This window comes from Nonomuraea sp. WAC 01424 (assembly GCF_003947315.1).
In the GTDB taxonomy this organism is placed as follows: domain Bacteria; phylum Actinomycetota; class Actinomycetes; order Streptosporangiales; family Streptosporangiaceae; genus Nonomuraea; species Nonomuraea spiralis.
The window spans coordinates 91,326-117,744 of sequence record NZ_QHHZ01000017.1 but is presented as its reverse complement, the minus strand read 5'-3'; the positions used below and the strand labels follow the sequence as shown (position 1 = coordinate 117,744).

31 protein-coding genes are annotated in these 26,419 nt (G+C 70.7%); 21 read left to right on the top strand and 10 right to left on the bottom strand.

Features of this window, described 5'->3' with window-relative positions; translation table 11 throughout:
• The first annotated feature begins 5 nt into the window (after positions 1-5).
• Genes DMB42_RS39320 through DMB42_RS39310 form a run of 3 tightly spaced genes read left to right on the top strand, consistent with a single transcriptional unit; the run spans position 6 to position 2,447 of the window.
• Positions 6-791 carry an SDR family NAD(P)-dependent oxidoreductase gene (locus tag DMB42_RS39320; protein ID WP_125643909.1) on the top strand — a complete coding sequence of 262 codons (786 nt, stop codon included), beginning with the start codon at positions 6-8 and terminating at the stop codon, positions 789-791.
• Positions 792-849: 58 nt separating this feature from the next.
• Complete coding sequence (locus DMB42_RS39315; protein ID WP_125643907.1) at positions 850-1,431, top strand: RNA polymerase sigma factor; 582 nt, start codon at positions 850-852, stop codon at positions 1,429-1,431.
• Between the two features lie 2 nt (positions 1,432-1,433).
• On the top strand, positions 1,434-2,447 hold the full coding sequence (locus DMB42_RS39310) for an LCP family protein (RefSeq protein WP_125643905.1): 1,014 nt from the start codon (positions 1,434-1,436) through the stop codon (positions 2,445-2,447).
• A gap of 39 nt (positions 2,448-2,486) precedes the next feature.
• Here the strand turns inward: DMB42_RS39310 and DMB42_RS53710 are convergent, their stop codons facing one another.
• The gene (locus tag DMB42_RS53710; protein ID WP_185845100.1) at positions 2,487-2,627 is read right to left on the bottom strand and encodes a hypothetical protein; all 141 of its coding nucleotides are present in this window, start codon (positions 2,625-2,627) and stop codon (positions 2,487-2,489) included.
• Positions 2,628-2,668: 41 nt separating this feature from the next.
• Between DMB42_RS53710 and DMB42_RS39305 the strand changes: the two genes are divergently transcribed.
• Complete coding sequence (locus DMB42_RS39305) at positions 2,669-3,379, top strand: alpha/beta fold hydrolase (protein WP_396985051.1); 711 nt, start codon at positions 2,669-2,671, stop codon at positions 3,377-3,379.
• 22 nt (positions 3,380-3,401) lie between these two features.
• Here the strand turns inward: DMB42_RS39305 and DMB42_RS39300 are convergent, their stop codons facing one another.
• Genes DMB42_RS39300 through DMB42_RS39290 form a run of 3 tightly spaced genes read right to left on the bottom strand, consistent with a single transcriptional unit; the run spans position 3,402 to position 5,638 of the window.
• Positions 3,402-4,262 (bottom strand): HAD family phosphatase, encoded by an 861-nt coding sequence (locus DMB42_RS39300; protein ID WP_260478198.1) that lies wholly within the window; start codon positions 4,260-4,262, stop codon positions 3,402-3,404.
• A gap of 26 nt (positions 4,263-4,288) precedes the next feature.
• A complete protein-coding gene (locus tag DMB42_RS39295; protein ID WP_125643899.1) occupies positions 4,289-4,939 on the bottom strand; it encodes a DUF5667 domain-containing protein in 651 nt (216 codons plus the stop codon).
• Between the two features lie 60 nt (positions 4,940-4,999).
• Complete coding sequence (locus DMB42_RS39290) at positions 5,000-5,638, bottom strand: sigma-70 family RNA polymerase sigma factor (protein ID WP_125643897.1); 639 nt, start codon at positions 5,636-5,638, stop codon at positions 5,000-5,002.
• Positions 5,639-5,852: 214 nt separating this feature from the next.
• Here DMB42_RS39290 and DMB42_RS39285 point away from each other — a divergent pair, with 214 nt between their 5' ends.
• Positions 5,853-7,238 carry a putative quinol monooxygenase gene (locus tag DMB42_RS39285; protein WP_125643895.1) on the top strand — a complete coding sequence of 462 codons (1,386 nt, stop codon included), beginning with the start codon at positions 5,853-5,855 and terminating at the stop codon, positions 7,236-7,238.
• On the opposite strand, the gene DMB42_RS39280 is transcribed toward DMB42_RS39285, so the two are convergent.
• A complete protein-coding gene (locus DMB42_RS39280) occupies positions 7,235-7,471 on the bottom strand; it encodes a glutaredoxin family protein (protein WP_125643893.1) in 237 nt (78 codons plus the stop codon). The two genes, DMB42_RS39285 and DMB42_RS39280, sit on opposite strands and share 4 nt — an antisense overlap.
• Before the next feature lie 117 nt (positions 7,472-7,588).
• Here DMB42_RS39280 and DMB42_RS39275 point away from each other — a divergent pair, with 117 nt between their 5' ends.
• The 7 genes from DMB42_RS39275 to hemL all read left to right on the top strand — a co-directional run bounded on the left by DMB42_RS39275 (position 7,589) and on the right by hemL (position 15,039).
• On the top strand, positions 7,589-8,266 hold the full coding sequence (locus tag DMB42_RS39275; RefSeq protein WP_185845099.1) for a redox-sensing transcriptional repressor Rex: 678 nt from the start codon (positions 7,589-7,591) through the stop codon (positions 8,264-8,266).
• The gene (locus tag DMB42_RS39270) at positions 8,263-9,519 is read left to right on the top strand and encodes a glutamyl-tRNA reductase (protein ID WP_125643889.1); all 1,257 of its coding nucleotides are present in this window, start codon (positions 8,263-8,265) and stop codon (positions 9,517-9,519) included. The genes DMB42_RS39275 and DMB42_RS39270 overlap by 4 nt, the downstream gene beginning before the upstream one ends.
• Positions 9,516-10,421 (top strand): hydroxymethylbilane synthase, encoded by a 906-nt coding sequence (gene hemC / locus DMB42_RS39265; protein WP_125643887.1) that lies wholly within the window; start codon positions 9,516-9,518, stop codon positions 10,419-10,421. Before DMB42_RS39270 ends, hemC begins: the two co-directional genes overlap by 4 nt.
• A 35-nt stretch (positions 10,422-10,456) precedes the next feature.
• On the top strand, positions 10,457-11,962 hold the full coding sequence (locus DMB42_RS39260; RefSeq protein WP_125643885.1) for a bifunctional uroporphyrinogen-III C-methyltransferase/uroporphyrinogen-III synthase: 1,506 nt from the start codon (positions 10,457-10,459) through the stop codon (positions 11,960-11,962).
• Complete coding sequence (gene hemB, locus DMB42_RS39255) at positions 11,959-12,942, top strand: porphobilinogen synthase (protein ID WP_125643883.1); 984 nt, start codon at positions 11,959-11,961, stop codon at positions 12,940-12,942. Before DMB42_RS39260 ends, hemB begins: the two co-directional genes overlap by 4 nt.
• A gap of 129 nt (positions 12,943-13,071) precedes the next feature.
• Entirely contained in the window at positions 13,072-13,701 is a 630-nt protein-coding gene (locus DMB42_RS39250) for a bifunctional DNA primase/polymerase (RefSeq protein WP_125643881.1), read from the top strand.
• A gap of 48 nt (positions 13,702-13,749) precedes the next feature.
• Complete coding sequence (gene hemL, locus DMB42_RS39245) at positions 13,750-15,039, top strand: glutamate-1-semialdehyde 2,1-aminomutase (RefSeq protein ID WP_125643879.1); 1,290 nt, start codon at positions 13,750-13,752, stop codon at positions 15,037-15,039.
• Here hemL and DMB42_RS39240 read toward each other — a convergent pair.
• The gene (locus DMB42_RS39240) at positions 14,981-15,880 is read right to left on the bottom strand and encodes an EamA family transporter (RefSeq protein WP_125643877.1); all 900 of its coding nucleotides are present in this window, start codon (positions 15,878-15,880) and stop codon (positions 14,981-14,983) included. The genes hemL and DMB42_RS39240 overlap by 59 nt on opposite strands.
• Before the next feature lie 183 nt (positions 15,881-16,063).
• Here DMB42_RS39240 and DMB42_RS39235 point away from each other — a divergent pair, with 183 nt between their 5' ends.
• A complete protein-coding gene (locus tag DMB42_RS39235) occupies positions 16,064-16,984 on the top strand; it encodes a LysR family transcriptional regulator (RefSeq protein WP_125643875.1) in 921 nt (306 codons plus the stop codon).
• A 68-nt stretch (positions 16,985-17,052) separates the two neighbouring features.
• Here DMB42_RS39235 and DMB42_RS39230 read toward each other — a convergent pair whose 3' ends face one another.
• Positions 17,053-17,913 carry a DMT family transporter gene (locus DMB42_RS39230; RefSeq protein WP_125643873.1) on the bottom strand — a complete coding sequence of 287 codons (861 nt, stop codon included), beginning with the start codon at positions 17,911-17,913 and terminating at the stop codon, positions 17,053-17,055.
• A gap of 241 nt (positions 17,914-18,154) precedes the next feature.
• On the opposite strand from DMB42_RS39230, the gene DMB42_RS39225 reads away from it, so the two are divergent.
• The 5 genes from DMB42_RS39225 to ccsA all read left to right on the top strand — a co-directional run bounded on the left by DMB42_RS39225 (position 18,155) and on the right by ccsA (position 22,658).
• Positions 18,155-18,793, top strand: a complete 639-nt coding sequence (locus tag DMB42_RS39225) for a histidine phosphatase family protein (RefSeq protein WP_125643871.1) — start codon at positions 18,155-18,157, stop codon at positions 18,791-18,793.
• Positions 18,794-18,865: 72 nt separating this feature from the next.
• Positions 18,866-19,429 carry a TlpA disulfide reductase family protein gene (locus tag DMB42_RS39220; protein WP_125643869.1) on the top strand — a complete coding sequence of 188 codons (564 nt, stop codon included), beginning with the start codon at positions 18,866-18,868 and terminating at the stop codon, positions 19,427-19,429.
• Positions 19,422-20,144 (top strand): cytochrome c biogenesis CcdA family protein, encoded by a 723-nt coding sequence (locus DMB42_RS39215; protein ID WP_125643867.1) that lies wholly within the window; start codon positions 19,422-19,424, stop codon positions 20,142-20,144. The genes DMB42_RS39220 and DMB42_RS39215 overlap by 8 nt, the downstream gene beginning before the upstream one ends.
• Positions 20,144-21,706, top strand: coding sequence for a cytochrome c biogenesis protein ResB (locus tag DMB42_RS39210; protein WP_125643865.1), 1,563 nt, complete (start codon positions 20,144-20,146; stop codon positions 21,704-21,706). Before DMB42_RS39215 ends, DMB42_RS39210 begins: the two co-directional genes overlap by 1 nt.
• On the top strand, positions 21,696-22,658 hold the full coding sequence (ccsA, locus tag DMB42_RS39205; RefSeq protein WP_125643863.1) for a cytochrome c biogenesis protein CcsA: 963 nt from the start codon (positions 21,696-21,698) through the stop codon (positions 22,656-22,658). The genes DMB42_RS39210 and ccsA overlap by 11 nt, the downstream gene beginning before the upstream one ends.
• On the opposite strand, the gene DMB42_RS39200 is transcribed toward ccsA, so the two are convergent.
• Positions 22,655-22,942: a PLD nuclease N-terminal domain-containing protein gene (locus tag DMB42_RS39200; protein WP_125643861.1), complete on the bottom strand. Its 288-nt coding sequence runs from the start codon at positions 22,940-22,942 to the stop codon at positions 22,655-22,657. The genes ccsA and DMB42_RS39200 overlap by 4 nt on opposite strands.
• Before the next feature lie 124 nt (positions 22,943-23,066).
• Between DMB42_RS39200 and DMB42_RS39195 the strand changes: the two genes are divergently transcribed.
• Together DMB42_RS39195 and DMB42_RS39190 are read left to right on the top strand one after the other, a co-directional pair.
• Complete coding sequence (locus DMB42_RS39195; protein ID WP_125643859.1) at positions 23,067-24,068, top strand: hypothetical protein; 1,002 nt, start codon at positions 23,067-23,069, stop codon at positions 24,066-24,068.
• 10 nt (positions 24,069-24,078) lie between these two features.
• Positions 24,079-24,321: a hypothetical protein gene (locus DMB42_RS39190; protein WP_125643857.1), complete on the top strand. Its 243-nt coding sequence runs from the start codon at positions 24,079-24,081 to the stop codon at positions 24,319-24,321.
• Between the two features lie 180 nt (positions 24,322-24,501).
• Here DMB42_RS39190 and DMB42_RS39185 read toward each other — a convergent pair whose 3' ends face one another.
• Positions 24,502-24,723, bottom strand: coding sequence for a BldC family transcriptional regulator (locus tag DMB42_RS39185; RefSeq protein WP_026214226.1), 222 nt, complete (start codon positions 24,721-24,723; stop codon positions 24,502-24,504).
• Positions 24,724-24,980: 257 nt separating this feature from the next.
• On the opposite strand from DMB42_RS39185, the gene DMB42_RS39180 reads away from it, so the two are divergent.
• On the top strand, positions 24,981-25,199 hold the full coding sequence (locus DMB42_RS39180; RefSeq protein ID WP_125643856.1) for a DUF4229 domain-containing protein: 219 nt from the start codon (positions 24,981-24,983) through the stop codon (positions 25,197-25,199).
• On the opposite strand, the gene DMB42_RS39175 is transcribed toward DMB42_RS39180, so the two are convergent.
• Positions 25,196-26,401 carry a hypothetical protein gene (locus DMB42_RS39175; protein ID WP_125643854.1) on the bottom strand — a complete coding sequence of 402 codons (1,206 nt, stop codon included), beginning with the start codon at positions 26,399-26,401 and terminating at the stop codon, positions 25,196-25,198. The genes DMB42_RS39180 and DMB42_RS39175 overlap by 4 nt on opposite strands.
• Positions 26,402-26,419: the final 18 nt, after the last annotated feature.

Here is a 26,419-nt window from a genome sequence, read left to right as displayed (position 1 = left end):
CTTCGATGGATCTCCAGCTTTCCGGCCGCGTGGCGGTCGTCACCGGCGCGTCCAAGGGCATCGGCCTGGCCGTCGCGCGCACCCTGGCGGAGGAGGGCGCGCACGTCGTGGCGGCCTCGCGTACCGCGCCGGACGCCAAGGTGACGCACGTCGCGGTCGACCTGATGGACCCGCAGGCGCCCGAACGGGTGATCGCCCGCGCCGTCGAGGAGTTCGGCGGAGTGGACATCCTGGTCAACAACGCCGGCGGCCCGCCGCCCGGGGTGACGCTGCCGCGGGTCGGGTTCATGGCCCCTGGCGACGACGACTGGCAGGCCATGTTCGAGTTCAACCTGTTCGCGGCCGTACGGATGATCCGCGCGGCGGTGCCCGTCATGCTGGGACGCGGCGGCGGCTCGATCGTGAACATCTCCTCGGGCTCGGCCCGCCAGCCCGGCGCCATGAACGTCGACTACGGCGCCGCCAAGGCCGCCATGAACCACGTGAGCAAGGCCGTCTCCGAGGAGTACGGCCCACAGGGCGTCCGGGTGAACACGATCTCGCCCGGCCCGGTGCTCACCGACTGGTGGACCAAGGACGGCGGCGCCGCCGACGTCATCGCCGGGATGGCCGGGGCGTCGAAGGCGGACGTCATCGCCCAGGTCGCGCCCGGCATGATGAAGCTTGCCACCGGCCGCCTGGTCGACCCGCAGGAGATCGCCGACATGGTCGCCCTGCTGGTCTCGCCGCGCTCCGGCAGCACGACCGGTGCCGACATCGCCGTTGACGGAGGCTTCCTCAAGGAGATCTGAACCCTCCCGGCGGGTTGTGGCAAGACATCCGTGACCGATTCTCCACAGAAGGGCGGAGATGATCACGCAACCCGCCACCAGGGGCGCGGACTCGGAGCTGGTGAACGCCTCCTGGACGGATCCGGAGGCGTTCGCCGTGCTGTTCGACCGCTACTCCGCCATGCTCTACAGGTACGTCTCCAAGCGCCTCGGCCCCGAGCCCGCCGAGGACCTCGTGGGCGAGACGTTCCTCGTCGCCTTCTCCCGCAGGAAGAGCTACGACCTGGCCTACCCTGACGCCAGGCCGTGGCTCTTCGGCATTCTCACCAAGCTCATCTCCCGCCACCACCGCAAGGAGGCGGCGCGTTACCGGGCGCTCCTGCGTGCCCCCGTCGACCATGACGTGGAGTCGCCCGCCGACCGGCTGGCGGCCGGGGTCACCGCGCAGGCCGCCCGTCCCCGGCTGGCGGGCGCCCTGGCCGCGCTGCCCGCCAAGGACCGGGACGTCCTGCTGCTGATCGCCTGGGGCGACCTCACGTACGAAGAGGTCGCCCAGGCACTCGGCATCCCGATCGGAACCGTGCGCTCCCGCCTCAACAGGGGCAGGCGGAAAGTACGGGCCGCGCTCGGCGACACCAACCCCATGCTGGAGGAGGAGTGACCATGGACGACCTGAGGATGCTCCGCGACCTCGGCGGGGCACTGGAGCACGAGCCGCCCGCGACGCTCGTCCGTCAGCGCGAGCGCCTGCTGCGGGACCGCCCGCGCCGCAGGTGGACGGGCTGGTGGATGGCCGGCCTGGTCGCCGTGGGCACGGCCGCGGCCGTCGCCGTACCGACTCTGCTGGTCAACGGCAACACCGTTGCCGCACCGTCGGCGGGCGCCCGGCCGGTCGACATGAGCGGCGCCCGCAACATCCTGGTGATCGGCTCGGACACCCGCGGCGGCCCCGGGAACGCCCGGTACGGCCCCGCCACGGCCAGGAGCGCCGACAAGGGCGGCAAGCGGTCCGACACCATCTTGCTCGTGCACGTCCCGGCCGACCGCGGCCAGGCCGTCGGAGTCAGCGTGCCGCGCGACTCGCTCGTGGAGATCCCGTCGTGCGGGTCGTCCCCGGCGAGACAGGACATGATCAACTCGGCGTACAACACCGGGGGCGCGTCCTGCCTGCGGAAGACGCTGGAGAAGCTGACCGACGTACGCATCGACCACACGGTCGAGGTCGACTTCGCCGGCTTCAAGGGCATGGTGGACGCGCTCGGCGGCGTGGAGATCACGCTCAGGACGCCCGTGAACGACGAGAAGTCGAAGCTGAAGCTGCCTGCGGGCAAGAGCATGCTCAACGGCGAGAGCGCCCTCGGCTACGCGCGCCTGCGCCGCTACGGCGACGGCTCGGACGTCCAGCGGATCAAGCGGCAGCAGATCCTGCTGATGGCCATGCTGAAGAAGGCGAAGAGCGTCGCCGCCGACCCGGTCAAGGTACGCGGCTTCCTCCGCGCGGTCAGCGCGTCGGTCAAGACGGACCTGAGTCTGGAGTCGATGGTCGAGCTGGCCGTCGGCATGTCCAAGACGCGGGTGTCGTTCGTCACCGTGCCGTGGCAGCCGGACCGGGAGGATCCGAACCGGCTCACCTGGAAGCAGCCGGAGGCCCGGAAGTTGTTCGAACGCCTGCGATAGCACTATTGGACGATTCGTCCTATAGTCGGCGGCATGGGCTCACGTCGTCATGCGTTCGCGCTCGGCCTGCTCGCCGGGGCCGCCGCCGGGCTGGCCAGGCGCCGGGCGCGGGTCGCCGGGCGCGGGGCTGAGGGCAGGGCTGAGGGCGGGGTGCAGTCCGTCGAGCGCCTGGGTGGCCACCGTGCGCCGCCTCCCTGGCCGTCGTCCTCGCGCACGGATGGGTGCTCAACCGGCATTCCTGGCACTACCAGCGGGCCGCCCTGAGCGGGGAGGCCCTGGTGGTCGCCTATGACCAGCGCGGCCACGGTGCCTCCACAGCCGGGCCGTACGCCGCGTGCACGATCGACCGGCTCGGCGCGGACCTGCACGCCGTCATCGAGGCCGCCGTGCCGCCCGGCCTGCCCGTGGTGCTCGCCGGGCATTCGATGGGCGGCATGACGGTGATGGCGCTGGCCGCGTCCAGGCCCGAGCTGTTCGGCACGAGGATCGCGGGCGTCGCGCTGCTCGGCACGTCGGCGGGGCGGCTGGCGGAGGGCACGTTCGGGTTGCCGGGGGCACTCGGGCGGGCCGTGCCCAGGGTCACGCCGCTGGTGCTGGACCGACTGAGGGCCCGGGCGGCGCCGGCGGACCACGTGCGCTTCGTCAACGCGATGGTCGCCGCCACGCCGGCCGAGGTGATGGCCGGCTTCTTCCACGGCATGATGGCCCACGACAAGCTCGCCGCGCTGGAGGCGTTGCGCGAGGTGGAGACGGTGGTGCTGGTGGGGGCGCGCGACCGGCTCATACCGGTGGCGCACGCCCGCAGGATCGCCGGGGCGCTGCCGGGGGCCCGGCTCGTGGTGATCCCGGGAGCCGGTCACATGATCGGCCTGGAACGCCCGGAGACGGTCAACCGCGAACTGCTCGGCCTGCTCCGCCGCGCCGTACCGTGACCCGGTGGCGCAGGCGTAGGGCTCATTGGGAGCGGTAGTGCCTGCGCAGGGCGATGCCCGCGGCGACGCCGCCCGCGATCGCGCCGACCCCGGCCGCGATCGGCAGGGCCGTCATCGTGGCCTTGCGGCCGGTACGGAAGTCCTTGATCGGCCAGTCGTGTTTCCTGGCGTGCTCACGCAGCTCGCTGTCGGGGTTGATCGCCACCGCCTGCCCGACCAGCGACAACATCGGCAGGTCGTTGGCCGAGTCGCTGTAGGCCGTGCAGCGGGTCAGGTCGAGCCCCTCGCGACGGGCCAACGCGCGCACGGCCTCGGCCTTGGCCGGGCCGTGGAGCAGGTCGCCCACCAGGTGGCCGGTGTAGACGCCCTCGGCGGTCTCGGCGACCGTGCCGAGCGCGCCGGTGAGGCCGAGCCGCTGGGCGATGACCCGGGCCAGCTCGACGGGCGTGGCGGTGACGAGCCAGACCCGCTGGCCGGCGTCGAGGTGGCTCTGCGCGAGCGCGCGCGTGCCGCCCCAGATGCGGTCGGCCATCACCTCGTCGTAGATCTCCTCGCCGAGGCGTACGACGTCGTCGACCTTGGCGCCCGCGACGAAGGCGAGCGCGGTCTCCCTGGCCACCGCGATGTGCTCGGGGTTCTCGTTGCCGCGCAGCCGGAACACGGCCTGGCCCACGGCGAACTTCAGCAGGTCGGACGTGGTGAACATGCCGCGCGTGGCCAGGCCCCTGGCGAAGTGGTAGATGGACGCGCCGCGCATCATGGTGTTGTCGACGTCGAAGAAGGCCGCCGCCTCCGGATCCGGCTCGACCGGCGCGACGGTGGCCGCCGCCCGCGCCGCGGCCTCGCCGGCGGCCTCGGCCTCAATCCCGTGTCGTCGTCGCATTAGCCGCCACATGCGCCTCAGCTTACCTAGCCCGGTGCCACGAGCCCTTCGATGTAGTCGAGGTAGCCGGCGGCCTGTCCCTTCTGGGCCTCGTTGAGCTGTTCCAACATCGGCTCGACCACGTCCCGCTGCTTCTGGGCGAACTTCTTGATCTTCGAGGAGCGGGGCTGCGTACGGGTCAGCCGGCTGATGCCGGAGCGGGTGGAGTCCTCCATGTCCTTGAGCGTCTCGCTGACCAGCGGGCTGTCCGTGGACGAGCCCAGCAGGCTGGCGACCTCCTTGGCGCGTGTCTCGGCCGAGGCCAGCTCGCGCTCGCCGCGTTCGGCGTCGTCGGTGCTCAGGTGCACGAGGGTGCTCTCCGCGGCCCGCTTGAGCGGGTACAGCGTGTCGCCCGGGACCGCCCGGTAGGTGGCGAAGGCCGAGATCATCATGGCCCCCGCCAGCCCGAGCGTGGCGAGCTGGGACAGCAGCGGACGGCGACGGCGGCGTACGGCGGGCCGGGCGTGCCGCGGCGCGCTCTCCTGCTCGTCGGGGGCCTCCAGCAGCAGGCGGCCGGAGACGAGGTCCTCGCGCAGGCGCTCGCGGAAGGCCGGCTCGGGGCCGCGGCCCATGGGCAGGCTCCGCAGCTCCGTGAGACGCTCGATGACGAGCTCTCGCCGCCTGCGCGCCCTACTCATGACAGCTCCCTGAGGGATCCACACGTGACAACTGGCCTAACGAGGTGCGGATGGGGGAGGTTACGCCAGGTCGTGCTTGAGCGCCCTGGCGAGCGTTCGAATGGCCCGAAACTGCAGCGCTTTGATCGCTCCACTCTTCTTCCCCATGATCAACGCGGTTTCCGCGAGCGAGAGGCCGTGCAGGAAGCGCAGCACCACGCATTCCTGCTGGTCGGGATTGAGATCGCGGACGGCGCGCAGCACCCGGTCGTTGATGATGGCCGTGACCACCGCGTTCTCGGGGATGTGCGAGCCTTCGAGCGGAACGTCGATCAGCTCTCCCGTCGGGACCTCCAAACGGTAGCGGCCGGACTTGAAGTGGTCGGCGACCAGGTTCCGGGCGATGGTGACGAGCCAGGCGCCGAAGTCGCGGCCCTGCCAGGTGAAGTCGCCGATCCGGCGCAGGGCGCGCAGGAAGGTCTCGCTGGTGAGGTCCTCGGCGAGCTGGTGGGAGCCGACGCGGAAGTAGATGTAGCGGTAGACCAGATCCACATAACGGTCATAGAGCGTGCCAAAGGAGTCCGTGCATCCGTTCTTGGCGTGCAGCACCAGCGTACGGATGTCGTCCGGCACTTCTTCGCGCACGGCAAGCTCGCCCGTCCGGGCAGGTCCAGCGACCGCTGGAGCAAGCAGCCCGGCGAACGGCCACGAATCAGGCATCCGGTATCCCTAGGGGTAAGGGGTGCGGCGTGCTCGAATACTCTAGAAATCAACTCGAATTTTCACAATCCGCAGCCTGCTGGCATGGCTACGAGTAATCGCCCTATACCGTATAGGCGCATACCCCACAGCCTGCGGCGAAGCCCCTCGTGGAGCGCCTGTTTTCTCTTCGGCTACCGGCCGGGAGGCATCGTCCGGCAGCATTGGAGTCACCATGGAGATCCTCGTTGCTGTCATAGCTCTTGCCGGTGCGCTCCTCGCCGCCGTCGCGACCGGCGCCCTGATCCGGCGCCTGCGCGACGAGCCAGAGGGGTGGTTGATCGCCTGGACCGTTTCAGCAGGGGCGCTGTGCCTGTCGCTGGTCGTGATCGGCATCGGCCACTTCCTGGGCTTCGGGCCGGTCACGTTCCGGATCTACCAGGTGACCGGATCGCTGCTCGCGCCGCTCTGGCTGGCCGTGGGCCTGGTCCAGCTCCTGGCGGACAAGGTGCCGCCGAGGTTCCTCGCATGGTTGTTCGGCATCGCGCTCACCATCGTCTCCGGCGCGATCCTGTTCTTCGACCCGCTCAGGTCCACCGACCTGGGCAAGACGCTGCCGTCCGGGTCCGCCCTCTGGGGGCTCATCCCCGACTACCTGCTGATCGGCGTGCACGCGATCGACGTGCTCGTCCTGCTGGCGTGCGTGGTGGTGGCCGCGCTGAAGTGGCGCAGCGGCGACGAGTACGACACCGACAACCTGCACGCGGTCCTCGTCATCGCGCCGTCGAGCGTCGCCCTGGTGGGCGCCATGCGGTTCGCGGTGCCGCCGCTGTTCACCACGGCGCTGCTCGCGGTGGCGGCGGCGGCGATCTGGTACACCGTGCTGCGCCCGCTGGCGCCGTACGAGGACGACGACGAGGACGAGATGGAGGCGCCGGAGGAGGACCGGGAGCGCCGGCCGGGGCGCAGGGCCGCGCCTGAGCCCGTACCGGCCGCCGAGCCGCCTCCCGTGGCGCCGCCGCGCCGCTCGCCCGGCCTGGGCGATCTGGTGGCCGAGTACCGGGCGGGCGACCAGCAGGTCGACTACGCCGCCCGCATGACGGGCCCGCCCGAGTCCGGCCCCGCGACCGGCTACATCATGAACGGCGCCCCGCCCCCGCGCATGGACACCTCCCCGCGCATGGAGGCCGCGCCCCAGCGGCCCGACTACTCGATGCCCGGCACCGGCGTGGCCTACCCGGGCGCCGAGCTGTTCAGCCCGTCCCAGCCGCAGCAGGCCGGCGGCAGGCCCTCACCCAACATCTACGGCCTGCTCACCGTCTTCACGATCATGGACGGCGCGGGCGAGGCGTTCGACCGCCTGGCCGAGGCCACGGTCGAGGCCGTGCGCCGCGGCGAGCCCGACACGCTCGTCTACGCCTGCCACGCCGTCAAGTCGGCCCCCCTGCAGCGCATCGTCTACGAGCTCTACCGGGACGAGGTGGCCTACCGCGACCACCAGCGCCAGCCGCACGTCGAACGTTTCCTCAACGAGCGTCAGGCGATGGTCCTGGCCACCAACGTCATCGAGCTCAACGTCAACGCCGCGAAGGTGGTGCCCCTGCCCACGGTGATGTTCTAGGAGGCCAGCGCGGCGCGCAGGCGGGTCTCGTCGACCCGCCAGAAGTCGTGCTGCACGCCGTTGATCAGCGTCACCGGGATCATCTCCCAGTACTTCTCCTTGAGCTCCTCGGAGGAGTCGATGCTGAGCTCCTCCCACGGCACCCCCAGCTCTCCGGCCACCCGGGCGATGACCGTACGGGCGTCGTCGCAGAGGTGGCAGCCGGGCTTGCCGAGCAAGGTGATGCGATGCATACCCCCCACGGTAGCGCCCCCTACTTTGTGCATCGGTTCACAAAGGGATTAACCTGAAAGACGGTTCTAATCCGTTCACGCGGCCCCCAAGCCGCCCGTTCCCTGGAGCTCCGGCACGTGAAGAGCCCGTCCCAGTCCCGTGACCGCGGCATCCCCGAGGCGACGGTCGCCAGGCTTCCGTTGTACCTGCGGGCGCTGCACGGGATGGCGGAGCGCGGCATCGCGACCGTGAGCTCGGAGGACCTGGCCGTGGCCGCCGGCGTGAACTCGGCCAAGCTCCGCAAGGACCTTTCGCACCTCGGCTCGTACGGCACCCGCGGCGTAGGCTACGAGGTGGAGTACCTCGTCTACCAGATCTCCCGCGAACTCGGCCTGACCCAGGACTGGGCGGTCGCGATCGTCGGAGTCGGCAACCTCGGCCGCGCCCTCGCCAACTACGGCGGTTTCGTCTCCAGGGGCTTTCGCGTGGCCGCCCTCGTGGATGCCGACCCCGAAGTCGTGGGCGACACCATTGCGGGGTTGAATGTTGAGCACATCGACGAACTGGAAGCCGTCATCAAGCGGCGTGGAGTCTCGATCGTGGTTCTGGCGACACCGGCGGCAGCGGCACAGGAAGTGTGCGATCGTGTTGTCGCCGTGGGCGTGACCAGCATCCTGAACTTCGCCCCAGTCGTCCTCTCCGTTCCGGACACGGTCGACGTCCGGAAGGTCGACCTTTCAATCGAACTGCAGATTCTCGCGTTCCACGAGCAACGCAAAGCTGGGGGGCCACTCATGGCGGTGGACGGTCAATGAGTGTTCTGGCGATCGGACTCAGCCACCGGACCGCTCCAGTGGCTCTTCTAGAACGTGTCTCGGTGACCGGTGACGCACTCGTCAAGCTGCTGCACGACGTGCAGCAGGACGCCAGCGTCGCGGAGGCCATGGTGATCTCGACCTGCAACAGGGTCGAGATCTACGTCACGGTCGACCGCTTCCACGCCGCGGTCACCTCGATCAGCGGGCTGCTGGCCGTTCACTCCGGCGTGCCGGTCGACGAGCTGACCCCGCATCTCTACCTGCACTACGAGGAGCGGGCCGTCGAGCACCTGTTCTCGATGGTGTGCGGCCTCGACTCCATGGTCGTCGGCGAGGGCCAGATCCTGGGCCAGGTGCGCCAGGCGCTCAAGCTCGCCCAGAAGCACGGCACGGTCGGCGCGACCCTCAACGAGCTGACGCAGCAGGCGCTGCGCGTCGGCAAGCGCGCCCACACCGACACCGGCATCGACCAGGCCGGCGCCTCGCTCGTCTCGGCGGGCCTCGCGCTGGCCGGCGAGCTGGCCGGGCGGCGGGCGCTGGTGGTGGGCGCGGGCTCGATGAGCTCGCTGGCCGCCGTCACGCTCCAGCGCGCCGGGGTCACCGACATCGTCGTTGCCAACCGCACGTACGAGCGGGGGGCGCGGCTGCACGCGTCCGTCGGCGGGCGCGCGGTCGGGTTCTCCGCCGTACGCGAGGAACTGGCCGGCGCCGACATCGTGATCACCTGCACCGGCGCGGGACGGCACGTCATCACCCCGGATATGCTGGGCGGGCCCGCGTTCCTGCTGGACCTGGCGCTGCCGCACGACATCGACCCGGCCGTGCGCCAGGTGCCCGGTGTCACGCTGGTCGACCTGGAGACGATCCAGGAGTCCGGCATCGGCTCGCGCGGCGGCGACGCCGTCGAGTCCGTACGCGCGCTCGTCGCCGAGGAGCTCAACGCCTGCCTCGACGCCGCGCGCGCAGCCCGCGTCACCCCGACGGTGGTGGCGTTGCGCAGCAAGGCGGCGGGTGTGGTCGAGTCCGAGCTCGGCCGCCTGATGATGCGTATGCCCGATCTCGACGACAAGGCCAGGGACGAAGTCGCCATGACCGTGCAGAGGGTCGTTGACAAACTGCTTCACGAGCCGACTGTGCGTGTCAAGCAGCTCGCCGCAGGTCCAGGGGGCGATCATTATGCGGAAGCCCTGCGTGAGTTGTTCAATCTGGATCCGAAGATGCCCGCGGCCGTGAGGGAGGTGGAGCTGTGAACCTGCGGTTGGGCACCCGCCGCAGCACCCTGGCGACCACGCAGTCCCAGATGGTGGCCGACGCCTGCACCGAGCGCACCGGGCGTACGGTCGAGCTGGTGGGCGTGACGACCTTCGGCGACGTCACGAAGGCGCACCTGGCGCAGCTCGGCGGCACGGGCGTGTTCGTCAGCGCGCTGCGCGACAAGCTCGTCGAGGGCGAGATCGACTTCGCCGTCCACTCGCTGAAGGACCTGCCGACCAAGCAGGATCCGCGCTTCACGCTGGCCGCGCTCCCCGAGCGCCACGACCACCGCGACGCGCTGGTCGGGCCGCACAAGTTCGCCGACCTGCCCCCCGGGGCCAGGGTCGGCACGGGCTCGCCGCGCCGCGTCGCCATGCTGAGCGCACTCCGTCCCGACCTTGAGTACGTCCCGATCCGCGGCAACGCCGACACGCGCATCGGCAAGATCGCCGCCGGCGAGCTCGACGCGGTCGTGCTGGCCACCGCCGGGCTGACCAGGCTCGGCCGCAGCGGCGAGATCGCCCAGATCTTCGAGGTCGAGGAGCTGCTGCCGGCCCCCGGCCAGGGCGCCCTCGCCGTGGAGTGCCTGGCCGGGCGTACCGACCTGGTCGAGCTCCTCGGCGTCCTCGACGACCCGCGCACCCGCAGCGCGGTGACCGCCGAACGTGCCGTTCTGTCCGCTCTTGAGGCCGGCTGCGCCGCTCCGGTGGGTGCTTTCGCCGCCGATGACGGGCACACTCTGAACCTGACCGCCGTGGTCGTCTCCGTCGACGGCCGCGAAGCGGTCCGCAAGTCCGCCGCCGGCTCTCCTTCGGAGGCTGCACAGCTGGGCCGCCTCCTGGCGGCCGAGATGATCGCCGAAGGGGCCGACAGATTGATGGGGGAGCAATCCCATTGAGCTCCGATAGTCCAACCTCCGGTTTCGTCGCCTTCGTGGGGGCGGGTCCCGGTGACCCCAACCTGCTGACGCTCCGCGCCGCCGAACTTCTCGGCAAGGCGGACGCCGTCGTGCTCGACGACGAGCAGTTCGGCCCGCTGCTCAAGTACTGCCGCGAGGGCGTCGAGGTCGCCGAGGGCGACTACGTCCAGCGGGCCAAGGCCGGGCAGCTCGTGGTGCGCCTGTGCGCGGGCGACCCCATGTTGTTCTCCTCGATCGACGACGAGGTCGCGGCCTGCGTGGCGGCGGAGGTGGACTTCGAGATCGTGCCGGGCGTGCCGCCCGCGACCGCGGTGCTCACCTACGCCGGCATCCCGGCGGCCACCGCCGTGCCCGAGTTCCGCGTCGTCGACGCCGCGCAGGAGCAGGACTGGACGTCCCACGCCGCCACCCGCGGCACGCTGGTGATCTACAACGGCATCACCGAGGCCGTCGCCATCGGCAAGGCGCTGATCGCGGGCGGCAAGCCCGACACCACGCCGGTGGCGGTGAGCAGCGGCGGCACGACCACCGAGCAGTACACCGTCGTGTCCTCGCTCGGCCGGCTCCAGGCCGACCTGAAGCATGCCGGGTTCACCGAGCCCGCGCTGATCGTGGTCGGCGAGGCCGTCGGGCAGCGCGACAGGCTGTCGTGGTTCGAGACCAAGCCGCTGTTCGGCTGGCGGGTGCTGGTTCCCCGTACCAAGGAGCAGTCGCGCAGCCTGTCCGAGCAGCTCACGGCCTACGGCGCGGTGCCCGAGGAGGTCCCGACCATCTCGGTCGAGCCGCCGCGCACGCCGCAGCAGATGGACCGCGCCATCAAGGGCCTGGTCACCGGCCGCTACGAGTGGGTGGCCTTCACCAGCGCCAACGCCGTCAAAGCCGTACGCGAGAAGTTCGAGGAGTACGGCCTCGACGCGCGGGCCTTCGCCGGCCTCAAGGTGGCCGCCGTGGGCGAGGCCACCTCGCAGGCCCTGGTCGAGTTCGGCGTCAAGCCCGACCTGCTGCCCTCGGGCGAGCAGTCCTCCGAGGGGCTGGTGGCCGAGTGGCCGCCGTACGACTCGATGCTCGACCCGATCAACCGGGTGCTGCTGCCGCGGGCCGACATCTCGACCGACACGCTGGTGGCCGGGCTGACCGAGCTGGGCTGGGAGTGCGACGACGTGACGGCGTACCGGACGGTGCGCGCCGCGCCGCCGCCCGCGCCCATCCGCGAGGCGATCAAGGGCGGCGGGTTCGACGCCGTGCTGTTCACCTCGTCCTCCACCGTGCGCAACCTCGTGGGCATCGCCGGCAAGCCCCACAACGTCACCGTGATCGCGGTGATCGGGCCGCAGACGGCCAAGACGGCCGAGGAGTTCGGGCTCCGGGTCGACGTCATGTCCGACAAGCCATCCGCATCCGCCTTGGCCGCAGCGCTGGCCGAGTTCGGTGCCAAGCAGCGTCAGGCGGCCGTGGCCGCGGGTGACAGCCCGCGCAAGCCCTCCCAGAACCGCCGTGGCGCCAGGAGGAGAGCCAAGTGAGCGCCCAGTACCCCATCGCTCGTCCCCGGCGCCTGCGCCGCAGCCCGGCGCTGCGGCGGATGGTGTCGGACACCCGGCTGCACGCCGCTGACCTGATCCTGCCGATGTTCGTCAAGGAGGGCATCGACGAGCCGCGGCCGGTGGCCTCCATGCCGGGCGTGTTCCAGCACACCCGCGACTCGCTGCGCAAGGCCGCGCACGACGCGGCCGAGGCGGGCGTGGGCGGGCTGATCCTGTTCGGCGTCCCGGAGGTGAAGGACGCCGCCGGATCGGCGGCCGACGACCCCGACGGCATCCTCCAGGTCGCGCTGCGCGAGGTGAACGCCGAGGTCGGCGACGCCCTCGTGGTCATCGCCGACACCTGCCTCGACGAGTTCACCGACAACGGTCACTGCGGGATCCTCACCCCGTCCGGCGACGTCGACAACGACGCCACGCTGGAGCGCTACGCCTCGGTCGCGGTGGCCCAGGCCACCGCCGGCGCGCAGATGATCGCGCCGAGCGGCATGATGGACGGCCAGGTCGGCGCCATCCGCGCCGCGCTCGACGGCGCCGGTTTCGGCGACATCCCGATCCTGGCCTACTCCGTCAAGTACGCCTCCGCCTTCTACGGCCCGTTCCGCGACGCGGCCGAGTGCGCGCCGCAGTTCGGCGACCGCAGCACCTACCAGCAGGACCCGGCCGGTCTGCCGGAGGAGGCGCTGCGCGAGGTCAGGCTCGACCTGGCCGAGGGCGCCGACGCCGTCATGGTCAAGCCGGCGCTGGCCTACCTCGACGTCATCACCCGCGTACGCGACGCCGTGGACGTTCCGGTGGCGGCGTACCAGGTGAGCGGCGAGTACGCGATGGTCGAGGCCGCCGCGGCCAACGGCTGGATCGACCGCGACCGGGTGATCATGGAATCGCTGGTCGCCATCAAGCGCGCCGGCGCCGACCTGATCCTCACCTACTGGGCCACGGAAGTGGCACGAGGGCTCTAACCAAGGGGTTTCCCGTCAACTCCTGTGGCCTGTGCGTTAGAGTGCGATAACAAGTGCTGGTGTGTCCCGCGTGTGCGAACGGCCCGGAGCCGGGACCTCCTCAGGCGCTGGACTTCGACGGGAGACACCATGGTGGGGGTACCACTGGCTCGGCGTACCAAAAAGCGGTCGCGCCCGACGCGCATCGATTCTGTGCTGGAGTACGCCTCGCTGGGCTGGCCCGTCGTACCGGGTGCCTTTCCGCTGCGTCAGGGGCCCCGCGCGTGTTCGTGCGACCGGATCGGCTGTCCCGATCCCGGTGCCCATCCGCTCTCGCCCGCCTGGCACATGCAGGCCACGACGGACACGGCGCTGCTGACCCGCTGGTGGGAGAGCGAGCCCGAGGCCAACGTGATTTTGCCCACCGGACGCGTGTTCGACGTGTTCGACGTACCGCTCGCCGCCGGCCTGTCCGCCCTCACGAGGATTGACGCCGCAGGAGCCCACTCAGGCCCGGTCGCCGCTCAAGGCGACCGGGTCTTGTTTTATGTGGCCACCCGCGGCAACCCCGAGGACGAGGACGAATGGTGGTCCTGCCAGCTCGACTGCGACCCGGCCACCATCGACGACACACCGGGCCTGCGCTGGCACTGCCGCGACAGCTACGTGCTCGCGCCGCCCTCGACGCTGCCCTCGGGCCAGCAGGTCTCCTGGCTCCGGCCGCCGGACGGCCGTCCGCTGCCCGACCCGCTGCGCATCCTGGAGTGGCTGGCCGACTGACCACGCCCTGCTGCGAGGGCACGGGTGACCGGGGCTAACCTGGGTCGGGTGAGCCGTACACAGAACTCCGAGGACCTGTTCGCCCGCGCCCGAGAGGTGGTGCCCGGCGGCGTCAACTCGCCCGTGCGCGCGTTCGGCGCGGTGGGCGGCACTCCGCGTTTCATGGCCTCGGGCCAGGGGCCCTACATCACCGACGTCGACGGCAACCGCTACGTCGACCTGGTCTGCTCCTGGGGGCCGATGATCCTCGGCCACCGTGCGCCCGCGGTCGTCGAGGCCGTCACCGGCGCGGTCGCCCACGGTTTCTCCTACGGCACGGCCACGCCCGGCGAGGTCGAGCTGGCTGAAGAGATCGTCTCCCGGATGGCGCCGGTCGAGAAGGTGCGCCTGGTCAGCTCCGGCACCGAGGCGACGATGAGCGCGGTACGCCTGGCGCGCGGCTTCACCGGGCGGTCCAAGGTGATCAAGTTCGCCGGCTGCTACCACGGGCACGTCGACGCCCTGCTGGCCTCGGCCGGGTCGGGTGTGGTGACGTTCGGGCTGCCGGACACGCCGGGGGTGACCGGGGCGTCGGCCGCCGACACGATCGTGTTGCCGTACAACGACATCCAGGCGGTGGCGGAGGCGTTCGCCGCGGCCGACGTGGCCTGCGTGATCACCGAGGCGTGCCCGGCCAACATGGGTGTCGTCCCGCCGCTCGACGGTTTCAACGCCCGCCTGCGCGAGTTGTGCACGGCCAACGGCGCGCTGCTCATCGTCGACGAGGTGCTGACCGGTTTCCGCGTCTCACCCGCCGGCTGGTACGGCCTCGACCCGGTCGACGCCGACCTCATGACGTTCGGCAAGGTCATGGGCGGCGGCCTGCCGGCCGCGGCGTTCGGCGGCCGGGCCGACGTGATGGCCTATCTGGCCCCGGAGGGCCCGGTCTACCAGGCGGGCACCCTGTCCGGCAATCCGCTGGCGTGCGCCGCCGGTCTGGCCACCCTGCGTGCCCTCGACGCCGACGCCTACGCGCGCGTCGACGCCGCCGCGCTCGCGGTGGGCGACGCGGCGGCCGAGGCGCTGGCGAAGGCGGGCGTGCCCCACCGGTTGCAGCGGGCGGGCAGCCTGTTCTCGATCTTCTTCACCGACGCGGAGGTGCGCGACTTCGACCAGGCGAGGAGCCAGAACACCGCGGCGTTCACCGCGTTCTTCCACGCGATGCTCGACCAGGGGGTCTATCTGCCGCCGTCGGCGTACGAGGCGTGGTTCCTGTCGGCCTCCCACGACGACGAGGCGCTCAACCGGATCGCCGACGCCCTGCCGGCAGCGGCGAAGGCGGCAGCGGCGGTGTCGTAGCCCGGCGCGGTCTGGAGCCGGCGTAGAGCACGCCGGAGACGATGAGGGCCGCGGCCAGGATCTCGGTCCAGGCGAGCGACTCGCCGGTCACGAGGGCGGCCGACGACATGCCGAACACCGGCACGAGCAGCGTGTACGGCGCCACGGTCGAGGCGTCGTACCGGCGCAGCAGCCAGCCCCACACGCCGAACCCGCCGAGCGTCGAGACGAAGGCCACGTAGGCCAGCGACAACCACCCCTCGGCGGGCGCGGCCAGCACGGGCGGCCCTTCGAGCAGCAGCGACAGCAGCAACAGCGGCGGCGCGGAGAAGGCGCTCACCCAGACCATGAACCGCAGCGAGTCCGGCGGCGCGGCCCTGCGCTGCACCACGTTGCCGAGTCCCCAGGCGGCCGCGGCGGCCACGCACAGGGCGAAGGCGCCCAGCGGCCCCGACACCCCGAAGTCGAACGCGACCAGGGCCAGGCCGCTGAAGGCGACCGCCAGACCCAGGACGCGGCGGGCGGTGAGCCGCTCACCGAGCAGCGTCACCGCGAACAGCACGGTGAACAACGCCTGCATCTGCAGGACGAGGGAGGTCAGCCCGGCCGGCATGCCCGCTCGCATGCCCACGAGCAACAGGCCGAACTGGCCCACTCCGATGGTGGCCGCCACCCCGGCGACCCAGCGCCACGGGACTCCGGGCCGCCCCGCGAGCAGCAGGGCGGGGAACGCCGCCAGGGTGAACCTGATCCCCGCGTAGAGCAGGGGAGGGAAGTACTTCAGGCCGACCTGCATGACGACGAAGTTGAAGCCCCACACGGCCGCGAGGCCGACGGCGAGGGCGAGGTGGCGGGGGCTCACGCAGAGCGGGTCTTCTGGTACCGGTTGCGCTGCTCGCGGGCCTGCTCGGCCAGCACCTTCAGGTACGAGGTGGAACGGGTCTCGGGCTTCCTGCTCTTAATGATTCGCATGCATATATTTTCATCTGCTTCAGATACAGGGACAAGCGAGACTTTCTACGCTAAACCCTTTAGTCTGGCTTACATGTTGGACCTGAACCGGCTCAAGGCACTTCACGCCGTGCACGTCTACGGGTCCGTCGGGGCGGCGGCCGACGCACTCATGGTCACGCCCTCGGCCGTCAGCCAGCAGATCGCCAAGCTGGAACGGGAGACCGGCGCCCGGCTCATGGAACGCAGCGGCCGCGGCGTACGGCTGACCGACGCCGCCGGCCTGCTCGCCGAGCACGCCGAACGCATCCTCGCCCTGGTCGAGACCGCGGAGGCGGACTTCGAGGCCCTGCGCGGCGAGGTCGTCGGCCGGCTGAACATCGCCTCCTTCGCCACCGCCACCCGCGGCCTGATGCCCGGCGCGATCGTCTCCCTCAAGAAACGCCACCCCGACCTGCACGTCCAGCTCTTCGAACGGGAGCCGGAACGGGTGCTGCGCGAAGTGTCCAGGGGCGAGCTGGACCTGGGCGTGATCCAGGACTGGCTCAACCGGCCCATGGCCATGCCCGAGGGCCTGACCAGGGCCACGCTGCTCGACGACGTGGCCGACGTCGCGATCCCGGCCGACCACCCGCTGGCCGGACGCATGGAGCTGGGGCTGGCCGAGCTGCACGGCGAGCGGTGGATCAGCTCCTCGCCCGGCACCGTCTGCCACGACTGGCTGGTCTTCACGCTGCGCAACGCCTCGCTGGAGCCGGAGATCGCGTGCATGGCCGACGAGTACCCGACCCAGCTCGCGCTGGTCGCCGCCGGGCTCGGCTGCGCGATCGTGCCGCGCCTGGGCCGTGACTGCGTGCCCGACGGGGTGCGGCTGATCCCGATCGCGCCGCGCCAGTCGCGCCGCCTCTACGCCGTGTGGCGGACCGACGCGGCCCGCCGGCCCGCGATCAGGGCCACGGTCGAGGCCCTGCTCGGCGTCAGCCGCCAGAAGGAGAACGCCTGGGCGCTCAACTGAGCGCGATCGCCACCACGCCGCCAACGGGGCTCAACTGAGCGCGATCGCCACCACGCCGCCAACGGGGCTCAACTGAGGGCGATCGCCACCACGCCGCCGAGGATCACGCCCGCCGCCAGCAGCCTGCGCCGCAGGTCGCCCTCGGCCAGCAGTCGCCCGCCGAGCACCACCGCGATCAGCACGCTCACCTCCCGCGCCGGCGCCACCACGCTCACCGGCGCCATCGTGAACGCGACCAGCACCAGCAGGTACGACAGGAAGATCAGGAACGCCGCGCCCACCACCCGCGACCGGTGCTCCCGCCACACGGCCCCGATCAGCCGCCGCCTGCGCCCGACGACGAACGGCGTGAGCGCCAGCGCCCGGCCGACCTCCCCGAGGTAGTTGAGCATGATCGGCGCCACCGCGAACGCGCTGACCACCTGCGAGTCCCACACCGTGTACCCGGCGATGAACAGCCCCACGACCAGCCCGGACAGCAGCCCCCGCAGGTCGCCGCTCCCGGCCGCGCCGCCGCTCATCATGAACACCCCGACCCCGACGAGCACGATCCCGGCCACGCCGGCCGGCGCCGGATGCTCGCCCAGGAACAACACGGCGACCAGGCTGGCCAGCATCGGTCCCGTACCGCGGGCGACCGGGTAGACGAGCGACAGGTCGCCGGTGCCGTACCCGCGCTGGAGCAGGACGAAGTAGCCCAGGTGCAGCGCCGTGCTGCCACTGATCACGGCGAGGTCGCCCCACGTCAGGCGGGTGCCGGTGACCACCAGGAACCCGGCGAACAATGGGCTCCACACCACCGTGGCCACGACCCCGATCAGCCAGAGGAAGACGATGCCGTCGGCCTGGGACGCCTTCTTGCTCAGCAGGTTCCAGGTGGCGTGCGCGACGGCGGCGACGAGGATGAGGGCCAGCGCCCAAGGACTCATCCGGGCGACTCCTTCCAGACAGAGCGGAGAGGAGCCTCCAGGCTTTTGTCCCGTCAGCTGTACGGCCCGGCAGGCCGCGGCGCCGCTCGGACCTGTCCTCCGGCTCTGGTTGTGGGGTGGGGGAGGCGAGCCGGACGCGGAACCCTAGGCGCAGTCAGTTCGACTTTACCTTTACGCGAAATGCCGGACCAGGCGGGCCCTGACTATGCCCGGCATCGAAACGGATAGGCTGTGCCACACCATGGCTGAAACGACCGTCGTCCACCTTTTGCGCCACGGTGAGGTGCACAACCCCGGAGGCGTCCTGTACGGCAGGCTGCCCGGCTACCACCTGTCCGACACCGGCAGGCTCATGGCCGAGACGGTCGCGAAGGCCGTCGAGGGCCGCGACATCGTCGCCCTCCACAGCTCGCCGCTCGAACGCGCGCTGGAGACCGCGGCCCCGCTCGCCGACAAGCTCGGCCTCGACGTGATCGAGGACGACCGCCTGCTCGAAGCGGCGAACATGCTGCAGGGCCGCCAGGTCGGCCAGGGGCTGGCCATCCTCCGCAACCCGCGCAACTACCGCTATTTCTGGAACCCGCTGCGCCCGTCGTGGGGGGAGGCGTACCCGGCGATCGTGACGCGCATGAAGTCGGTGATCGACGACGCCAGGGCGGGCGCGCGCGGGCACGAGACCGTGCTGGTCAGCCACCAGCTCCCCATCTGGACCATCAGGATGGCCGCCGAGGGCCGCCGGTTGTGGCACGACCCGCGCCGCAGGCAGTGCGCGCTGGCCAGCCTCACCACGTTCACCTTCGAGGGCGATCGCCTGGTCAGCGTCGGCTACAGCGAACCGGCCGGATCGCTCAGTTCGGGGCCTTCCATACCCGGGGCCTGATGTCGGGGCCATCCGGCCCCGCCGGTAGAGTTGCAAGCTCTACCGGTTGTAGTACAAGGAGATCTTTCCTCCGTGCGCGCGACGTCCATCTCCCTCGTTCTTCTGGCCGCGCTGGCCGCGGGTTGCGCGGGCAACCAGAGCGGGCAACCCCAGGTCGGTGACACCCGGTTCGTCGCGGGCGACGGCAAGATCCAGATCTTCGAGGCCGCCGACCGTAAACCGGCCCCGCCGGTGGAGGGCCCCACGCTCGACGGCGGCACCGCCTCGCTGGCCGCCCACAAGGGCAAGGTCGTGGTGCTCAACTTCTGGGCGTCGTGGTGCGGCCCGTGCCGGGCCGAGGCGCCGGTGCTGAAGGAGGTCGCCGGCAAGACCAAGGGCGACGTGCAGTTCATCGGCATCGACTTCAAGGACCGCAAGGCCGACGCCATCGCCTTCGAGCGCACCGAGCAGACGGGCTACTCCCACATCTTCGACCAGCCGGGCAAGGTCGCGCTGTCCTTCCAGGGCACCGTGCCGCCCGCGGCGATCCCGTCCACGCTGATCATCGACAGGCAGGGGCGCGTCGCGGCCAGGGCGCTCGGCGCGGTCAAGTACACCGACCTGATGGACACGGTGACCAAGGTGCGCGATGAGTGACGTCGTCGCCTCGGGCTCGCTGCTGCTCGCGGTGCCGATCGCGGTGCTGGCCGGGGTGGTGTCGTTCCTGTCGCCGTGCGTGTTGCCGCTGGTTCCGGGTTATCTGTCGTACGTGACGGGCATGAGCGCCGATCCCAAGCGGGGGCGGCTGGTGCTCGGCACGGTGTTGTTCGTGGCCGGGTTCGCGCTGGTGTTCGTGCTCGGCGGCGCGCTGTTCGGCGGGCTCGGGTCGGTCATGATGGGCAACGCGGAGATCATCACGCGGGTGCTGGGCGTCCTGACCATCCTGCTCGGGCTGGCCTTCCTGGGTGTGCTGCCCGGCCTGATGCGCGACGTGCGCATCCACAAGCTGCCGGCCGCGGGCCTGCCCGGCGCGCCGCTGCTCGGCGTGGTGTTCGGGCTCGGCTGGACGCCGTGCATCGGCCCCACGCTGGCCGTCGTGCTCACGCTCGGGCTCAACGAGGGCAGCGCCTCGCGCGGCGCGCTGCTCGCCGTCGCGTACGCGCTCGGCCTCGGCCTGCCCTTCGTGGCCGCCGCCCTGGCCTACAGCAAGGCCCTGCGCACGTTCCAGGCCGTACGCAAGCACAGCCGGCTGATCACCAGGATCGGCGGGGGAATGATGGTGGCCGTCGGGCTGCTGCTCGTGACCGGGCTCTGGGGAGCCATGATCGCGGCCATGCAGGGGCTCATCGGCGGATTCGAGCCGGTGATCTGATGAGCGTCGACGAGCTGGTACGCGAGAACCACGAGCCCAAGCAGATCCGGCTGGGGCCGGTCGGCTGGGTCAGATGGGGCTGGCGCACTCTCACCTCGATGAAGACCGCGCTCATCCTGCTCTTCCTGCTCGCGCTCGGCTCGATCCCGGGCTCGCTGATCCCCCAGCGCGGCGTCGAGCCCGACAAAGTGGCGCTGATCTACCAGCAGAGCCCGACCCTGGCCGAGTGGTACGAGCGCTTCCAGCTCTTCGAGGTCTTCACCTCGGTCTGGTTCGCCGCGGTCTACCTGCTGCTGTTCGCCTCGCTCGTCGGCTGCATCATCCCGCGCACCACGACCTACCTGCGCGAGCTGCGCCGCAAGCCGCCGGCCGCCCCCAAGAACCTGTCCCGCCTGCCTCACTCCGACTCCTTCGACGGCGACCTGACCACGGAGGAGGCCGCCAGGCGGCTGCGCAAGCTGCGCTTCCGCGTCGTCACCGGCGACGGCTGGGTGGCCGCCGAGAAGGGCTACCTGCGCGAGACCGGCAACCTGTTCTTCCACATCGCGCTGCTCGGCATCCTGCTCGCGGTCGGCTTCGGCTCGCTGTACGGCTACCGCGGCAACGTCCTGGTCGTCGAGGGCGACGGCTTCGCCAACACCGTGGCCGCCTACGACAGGTTCATCCCCGGCAGCCGGGTCTCGGCCGAGTCGCTCCAGCCGTTCTCCTTCGAGTTGTCCGACTTCAAGGTCACCTACCAGGTCGCGGGCGACAAGAAGGGCCAGGAGCTCGACTACTCCGCCTTCCTGAAGGTGCACGACGAGCCGGGCGCGCCGGGCCGCGACTACGAGCTCAAGGTCAACGAGCCGCTGGAGGTCGACGGCACGCAGACGTACCTGCTCGGCCACGGCTACGCGCCGATCTTCAAGGTCACCGACGGCAAGGGACAGGTCGCCTACGAGGGGGCCGTGGCCTGCCTGATCGACCAGAAGGCCACATTGACCTCGTCGTGCGCCGTCAAGGTGCCCGACGCGCAGCCGTCCCAGCTCGGGTTCCTGCTGCGCTTCCTGCCGACCAGCGTGCCGCTCACCGACGGCACCTACGCCTCGGCCTTCCCTGCCGAGCTCCAGCCGCAGGTGCAGCTCATCGGCGGCTACGCGGGCGACCTCGGCATGCGCTCGGGCAAGCCGCAGTCGGTCTACGAGATCATCCCGAGCGAGCTCAAGGACAAGATCGTCCCGGTGGTGCGGGGATCGTTCTCGGCCAAGCCGATCTCGGTGGGCGGGTCGGTCGAGTTGCCCGGCGGGGCCGGGAAGCTGGAGTTCACCGGGGTCAAGGAATGGATCACCCTCCAGACCGCCTACGACCCCGGGCGCGTGCCCGCGCTGGTCGCGGCCGCGGTCGCGGTCATCGCCATCGCGCTGTCGCTGACGATCCGCCGCCGCCGTGTCTGGGTGCGGGTCAAGGAAGGCCGGGTCGACGTGGGCGGCCTGACCCGTACCGAGGGCTCCGCGGCGGGCTTCACCGAGGAGTTCGCCGACATCGTCAAGGCTCTATCAGCAGGAGAACAGGATGTCCGCTGAGCAACTCGCCGGGTTGAGCGACAATTTCGTCGTCGCCACCGTCCTGCTCTACATCATCGCCATGGTGGGCTTCGCGATGGAGCTGGCCTTCGGCAGGGCCGTTCTGGGCAAGGCCGCCGCGAAACGGGCCGCCCGGCAGCCCGTCATGGCCGGCGCTCCCTCGGGCGGCGACGCCGAGCCCGAGGCTGAAGAGGCCGTCGCCGTCCCCGAGCCGGTCAATGGGGGTGTCGCGGCCCTCGCGGGCCGGATCGCGCTCGTGCTGGCCTGGATCGGCTGGGTCGGCAACCTGGGCGCCATCATCACTCGCGGCCTCGCCGTCGACCGGTGGCCCTGGGGCAACATGTACGAGTTCGTGGTGGCCATCTGCTTCGCCGCCGTGACCGCGTTCCTGTTCACCCAGGTGCGCCAGAACGTGCGTTTCCTGGGCGCGTTCGTCATGGTCGCGGCCACCCTCGGGCTCGGGTTCGCGGTCAAGGTGCTCTACACGGCGGCCGGGCCCGTGGTGCCGGCGCTGAACTCGTACTGGATCGCGATCCACGTCAGCGCGGCGATCCTGGCCAGCGGGCTGTTCACGCTGGCCGGCGTGTCGGGTGTGCTCTTCCTGGTGCGCGGCGACGGGCTCTCGCGCCTGCCGAGCCGCGACGACCTGGAGCGGGTGGCCCACCGCGCGATCGTGTTGTCCTTCCCGCTGTGGACGTTCGCGGTCATCGCCGGCGCGCTCTGGGCCGACCGCGCCTGGGGCCGCTACTGGGGCTGGGACCCCAAGGAGGTCTGGTCGTTCATCACCTGGGTGGCGTACGCGGCCTACCTGCACGCCAGGGTGACGGTCGGCTGGCGGGGCAGGGCCGCCATGATCGTGCAGCTGCTGGCGTTCGGGTGTCTGATGTTCAACCTGATCGGCGTCAACATCTTCATCTCCGGCCTGCACAGCTACGCAGACGTCAGCGGTTAGTCCTCGCCGCGCATCCGCCGGTCGAGATCTCTCAGGAAGTCGGGGTCGTCGTCCGGGCCCTTCGGCATGCCCGGGCCCGGAGGCACCGGCCACGGGTCGCGTACGACCTTCGGCCGGCCGCGCAGCATCCAGATCAGGCCGCCGAGCAGCGGGATCAGCACCACGATGAGGACCCACAGGGCCTTTGGTACGTTCCGGACCTCTTCTTCCGGTGCGGTGATGACGTCGAAGAGCGAGAAGAGCCAGAAGGCCAGCAACGCCAGGCCGATCAGAACACCTGCCATGACCCGAACTGTAAGCCATTCGCGACGTGATCGTGCCGGGCGATGTCCCGTTTCGGATGACTCGGGAAGATCGGCGTCGTACCGTGGAACCCGGTTCGGCGTAGACGCGGCGTGAAGGGGTGCGATGGCCTTTTCTCACGACAAGGGCCGACATCGGCGCGGGCGTTGGTGGCGGCGCGGGTCGTACCTGTTCTCGCGGCGTGACGAGGCTCCTCCGGACGCGGACCGTTCCTTCTGGTCCCGGCCGAGGGAGAGCCGCCCCGAGGTCCCGAGCGGGCCGCTCAACGGCGCGGAGCGGCGCGGCGAGCGGCTTGGTGAGCGGCTTGGTGAGCGGCGGCCCGAACTGTTCGCCCGCCCCGGCGGCCCCCAGCGGCGCGAGGTGACGTGGGACGGCGTCTCGCTGCGCGAGCGCGGGGAACGTCTGCCCGCCGCCGTCGCCGAACGCCCCCGCTACACCTGGTACGACTTCGAGCTCGACGACACGCCACCCAGGGCCCAGCCCAACAGGCCGGAGGCCCCCTCCATCGGCGACGGCCTGCGCCACTGCGGCAAGCTGGAGAAGGTCCTCCACCGCCAGTGGGACGCCCGGCACGGCCCGCCCTCCAAGGACGCCGTACGCGCGGTGGAGAGCCTGGCCCGGCTGCCCGACCGGCTCAAGGAACTGCTGGCCACCGGCCTCGAAGGCATCTACGTCGGCAGCGGCGGCGTACCCGACCTCGACGACATGGGCTACTTACGCGGCGCCCCGCTCCCGTCGGGCCGCGCCACCTGGGACATCTGCGCCGGCGCGTACGGCGACCGCAAGATCGTGGTCGGCGACCGGCCCTCGCCCACGCCGGACGTGATGATGCATGAGGTCGGCCACGCCATCGACGACCTCGACTCCTTCCACGGCGAATGGGTGTCGGACTCGCCGGAGTTCGTCCGGCTCTACGAGAACGCGTTCCCCAAGCTGGCCTCGACCTTCCACCGCCAGGGCAACGGCCTGGGCCGCAAGGAGTTCTTCGCCGACGCCTTCGCCGCCATCGCCGCCCGCCAGCGTCCCGCCCTGGTGGACATGCTCGGCGGTGACACGCGGATGGCGCTCGACGTCATGCTCTTCTTCAACCGGCGCTACGGAATCTAGGTGATCAGCCATGTACGTCATCCGGCTCGCTGACGGGACCCTGCGCGTGCCGCAGAGCCTGACCAGCGAAGACGGGCGTCTGATCGGCAACGCGTACGTGGACGTGCAGCCCGGCGATCCCGACTACGACAAATGGCTGCCCGAGTCGCTGACCGAGGAGGAGGCGGCCGAGCGCCGTCGTCGCTGGGAAGAGGAGAACGACGATCTGGAACGCGAGTTCCTGGCGTTCAAGGCCAGCCAGGAGGACGCTTGAGGAGGACAGGCGCCAGCCACGGTCGGCGGTTGGCGCCGCCCGAGCCTGCCGTCCGGAAGTGTGCGCCGGGAAGCACGCGTGTGCTGTCGCCTCACGCACGGTGAGACGCATGGTGCGGCGGCATGAGGTCCCGCCAGCGGTGATCCTGGCGGATCGCAGGATCACCGACTAGACGGAACGTCAGACGCGCGGGGACTCACCTGCTGGCCTGTCGGCCGTGAGAACGTCCTCGCCTCGAAGAAGGGCGTGCACTTCCGACTCGCGGAAGCGCCGGTGCCCTCCGGGGGTGCGGATACTGCTGATGCGGCCTGCCGCTGCCCAGCGCGTAACCGTCTTTGGGTCTACCCGGAAGAGGGCGGCAACCTCTCCTGGGGTCAGCAGACGCTCGCTGCTACTCTCCACCAATCTCTCCCCCTCGCATCCCGCTTCCTGCCAGCGGGCGGACAGGTAACCAGTGTGTCGAGCGAAGCCTGATTTATCCGTGGTTTTCTACAAAGATCACGGGTTGTTATCAGCTGACTGCCCGATTGTTATATGATAGAGCCTCTTTGGGGCTCTCGTGGGTGTTTCTTTACGAAACACCCTAACTGGGAACAGTAGCAGCGCTCGCGTCCGATGCGAAGAGCGACCGCTACGCAGGGACGAGTAACCTCGAACCTGTGCATCCTGTTCTCGTTTACACCGCGTCGCGGATCGGCCTGTTTGTCGTGACCCTGGGTGTTCTCTACCTCGTCGGCCTGCAAAACCCACTGATCCTGCTCGCAGCCGCTTTCGTGATCAGCGGCGTGGCCAGCTACGTGCTGCTGTCTCGGCAGCGTGACGCCGTCAGCTCACGCCTCAGCGACAGGATCGGCCGACCGAAGCCGGAGGACGACTAGGGCAGGGGGAACATGCCAATCCGGGCATGGTACTCCCGTCCGAGTCGCGTTGTGTCACTACCGACAAGTAGACCTGTCTTGTGCGCCAGAAATGCCTTCACGCCGATGCCGCGCTCGCGGCCGGGATTCCAGGCGAGCGCCTTTCCCGTGATCGGATGAATGGCGCCGATGCCCTCCCGGGGCACCGCCCCCGGGCCGGCGGAGTCGCGGCCCTGCGGGTTGTTCAGCCATCGCTGGTGACCGCCGACGTAGACCGCTGAGCCGGTCACGGCGACCGCGTAGAGCGAGTCGCCGCCGGTGGCGTTTACCCAGGTGGGCCGGATGTCCACCCCCCTCGCGTACGTCTCGAACCGGGCGGCCGTGTCGCACATGCGGCCCTTGGGGCCGCCGGTCGTGACGACCACGAAGGAGCGGCCGTCGGGGGCGAAGTCCAGCCCGCGCACATAGGAGGGGAACGCCTGCGCGCAGCGCGGCTCGTACGTCGCGGTGCGCCAGTCGGCGACCCTCGCCACCGTCCCGCTGACGTCGATCAGCCCGAGCTGCGGCCTGGACTTCCCGTCGAGCGTGGTGAACGAGCCGTCGACCGCCAGCCGCCCGCCCGACCAGGCGAGGGACTGCACCTTCACCCGGGCTGTCAGCGGCTCGCCCGGCGTGACGGCGAACCCCCGGTCGGCCGCCCCCGTCGTGGCGTCCAGCCCGGCCAGGGCGACCCGCGGCCGGATGAAGTCGCCGCCGGCGTAGAGCTTTGTACCGTTCCTGACCAGGGACGTGACCATGCCGCCCTCGATGCCGGGGGAGAAGCCGCCGACCAGCCGCCCGTCGGGGACGCCGATCCGGGCCAGGGCGCGGGCACGGGTGTTGTCGATGCCCGGGAAGGCGCCGCCCACGTAGACCGTGTCGTGGTCGCCGGCGGCCAGCGCGTAGACCGGCCCGGCGACGGACGGCGCGAAGTCGCGCAGGATGCGGCCGGTCGCCAGGTCGTAGGCGAACAGGTTGGCGCGGCGCAGCGTGTACGTCCGCGCGGCATCGCCGACCTCGCTGAACGAGCCGCCGACGACGACGGTGCCGCCGACCAGCGCGATGGCGTTGACGATGCCGTCGAGGACGTGGGGGGTGTTGTCGACCGGGTCGGCCGAGACCACGCGGGGATGGGCGACGGGGGCCGAAGCGATGATCGCCGCAAGGGCGACACGGGCAAGCATTCACCAACAACTAGCAGA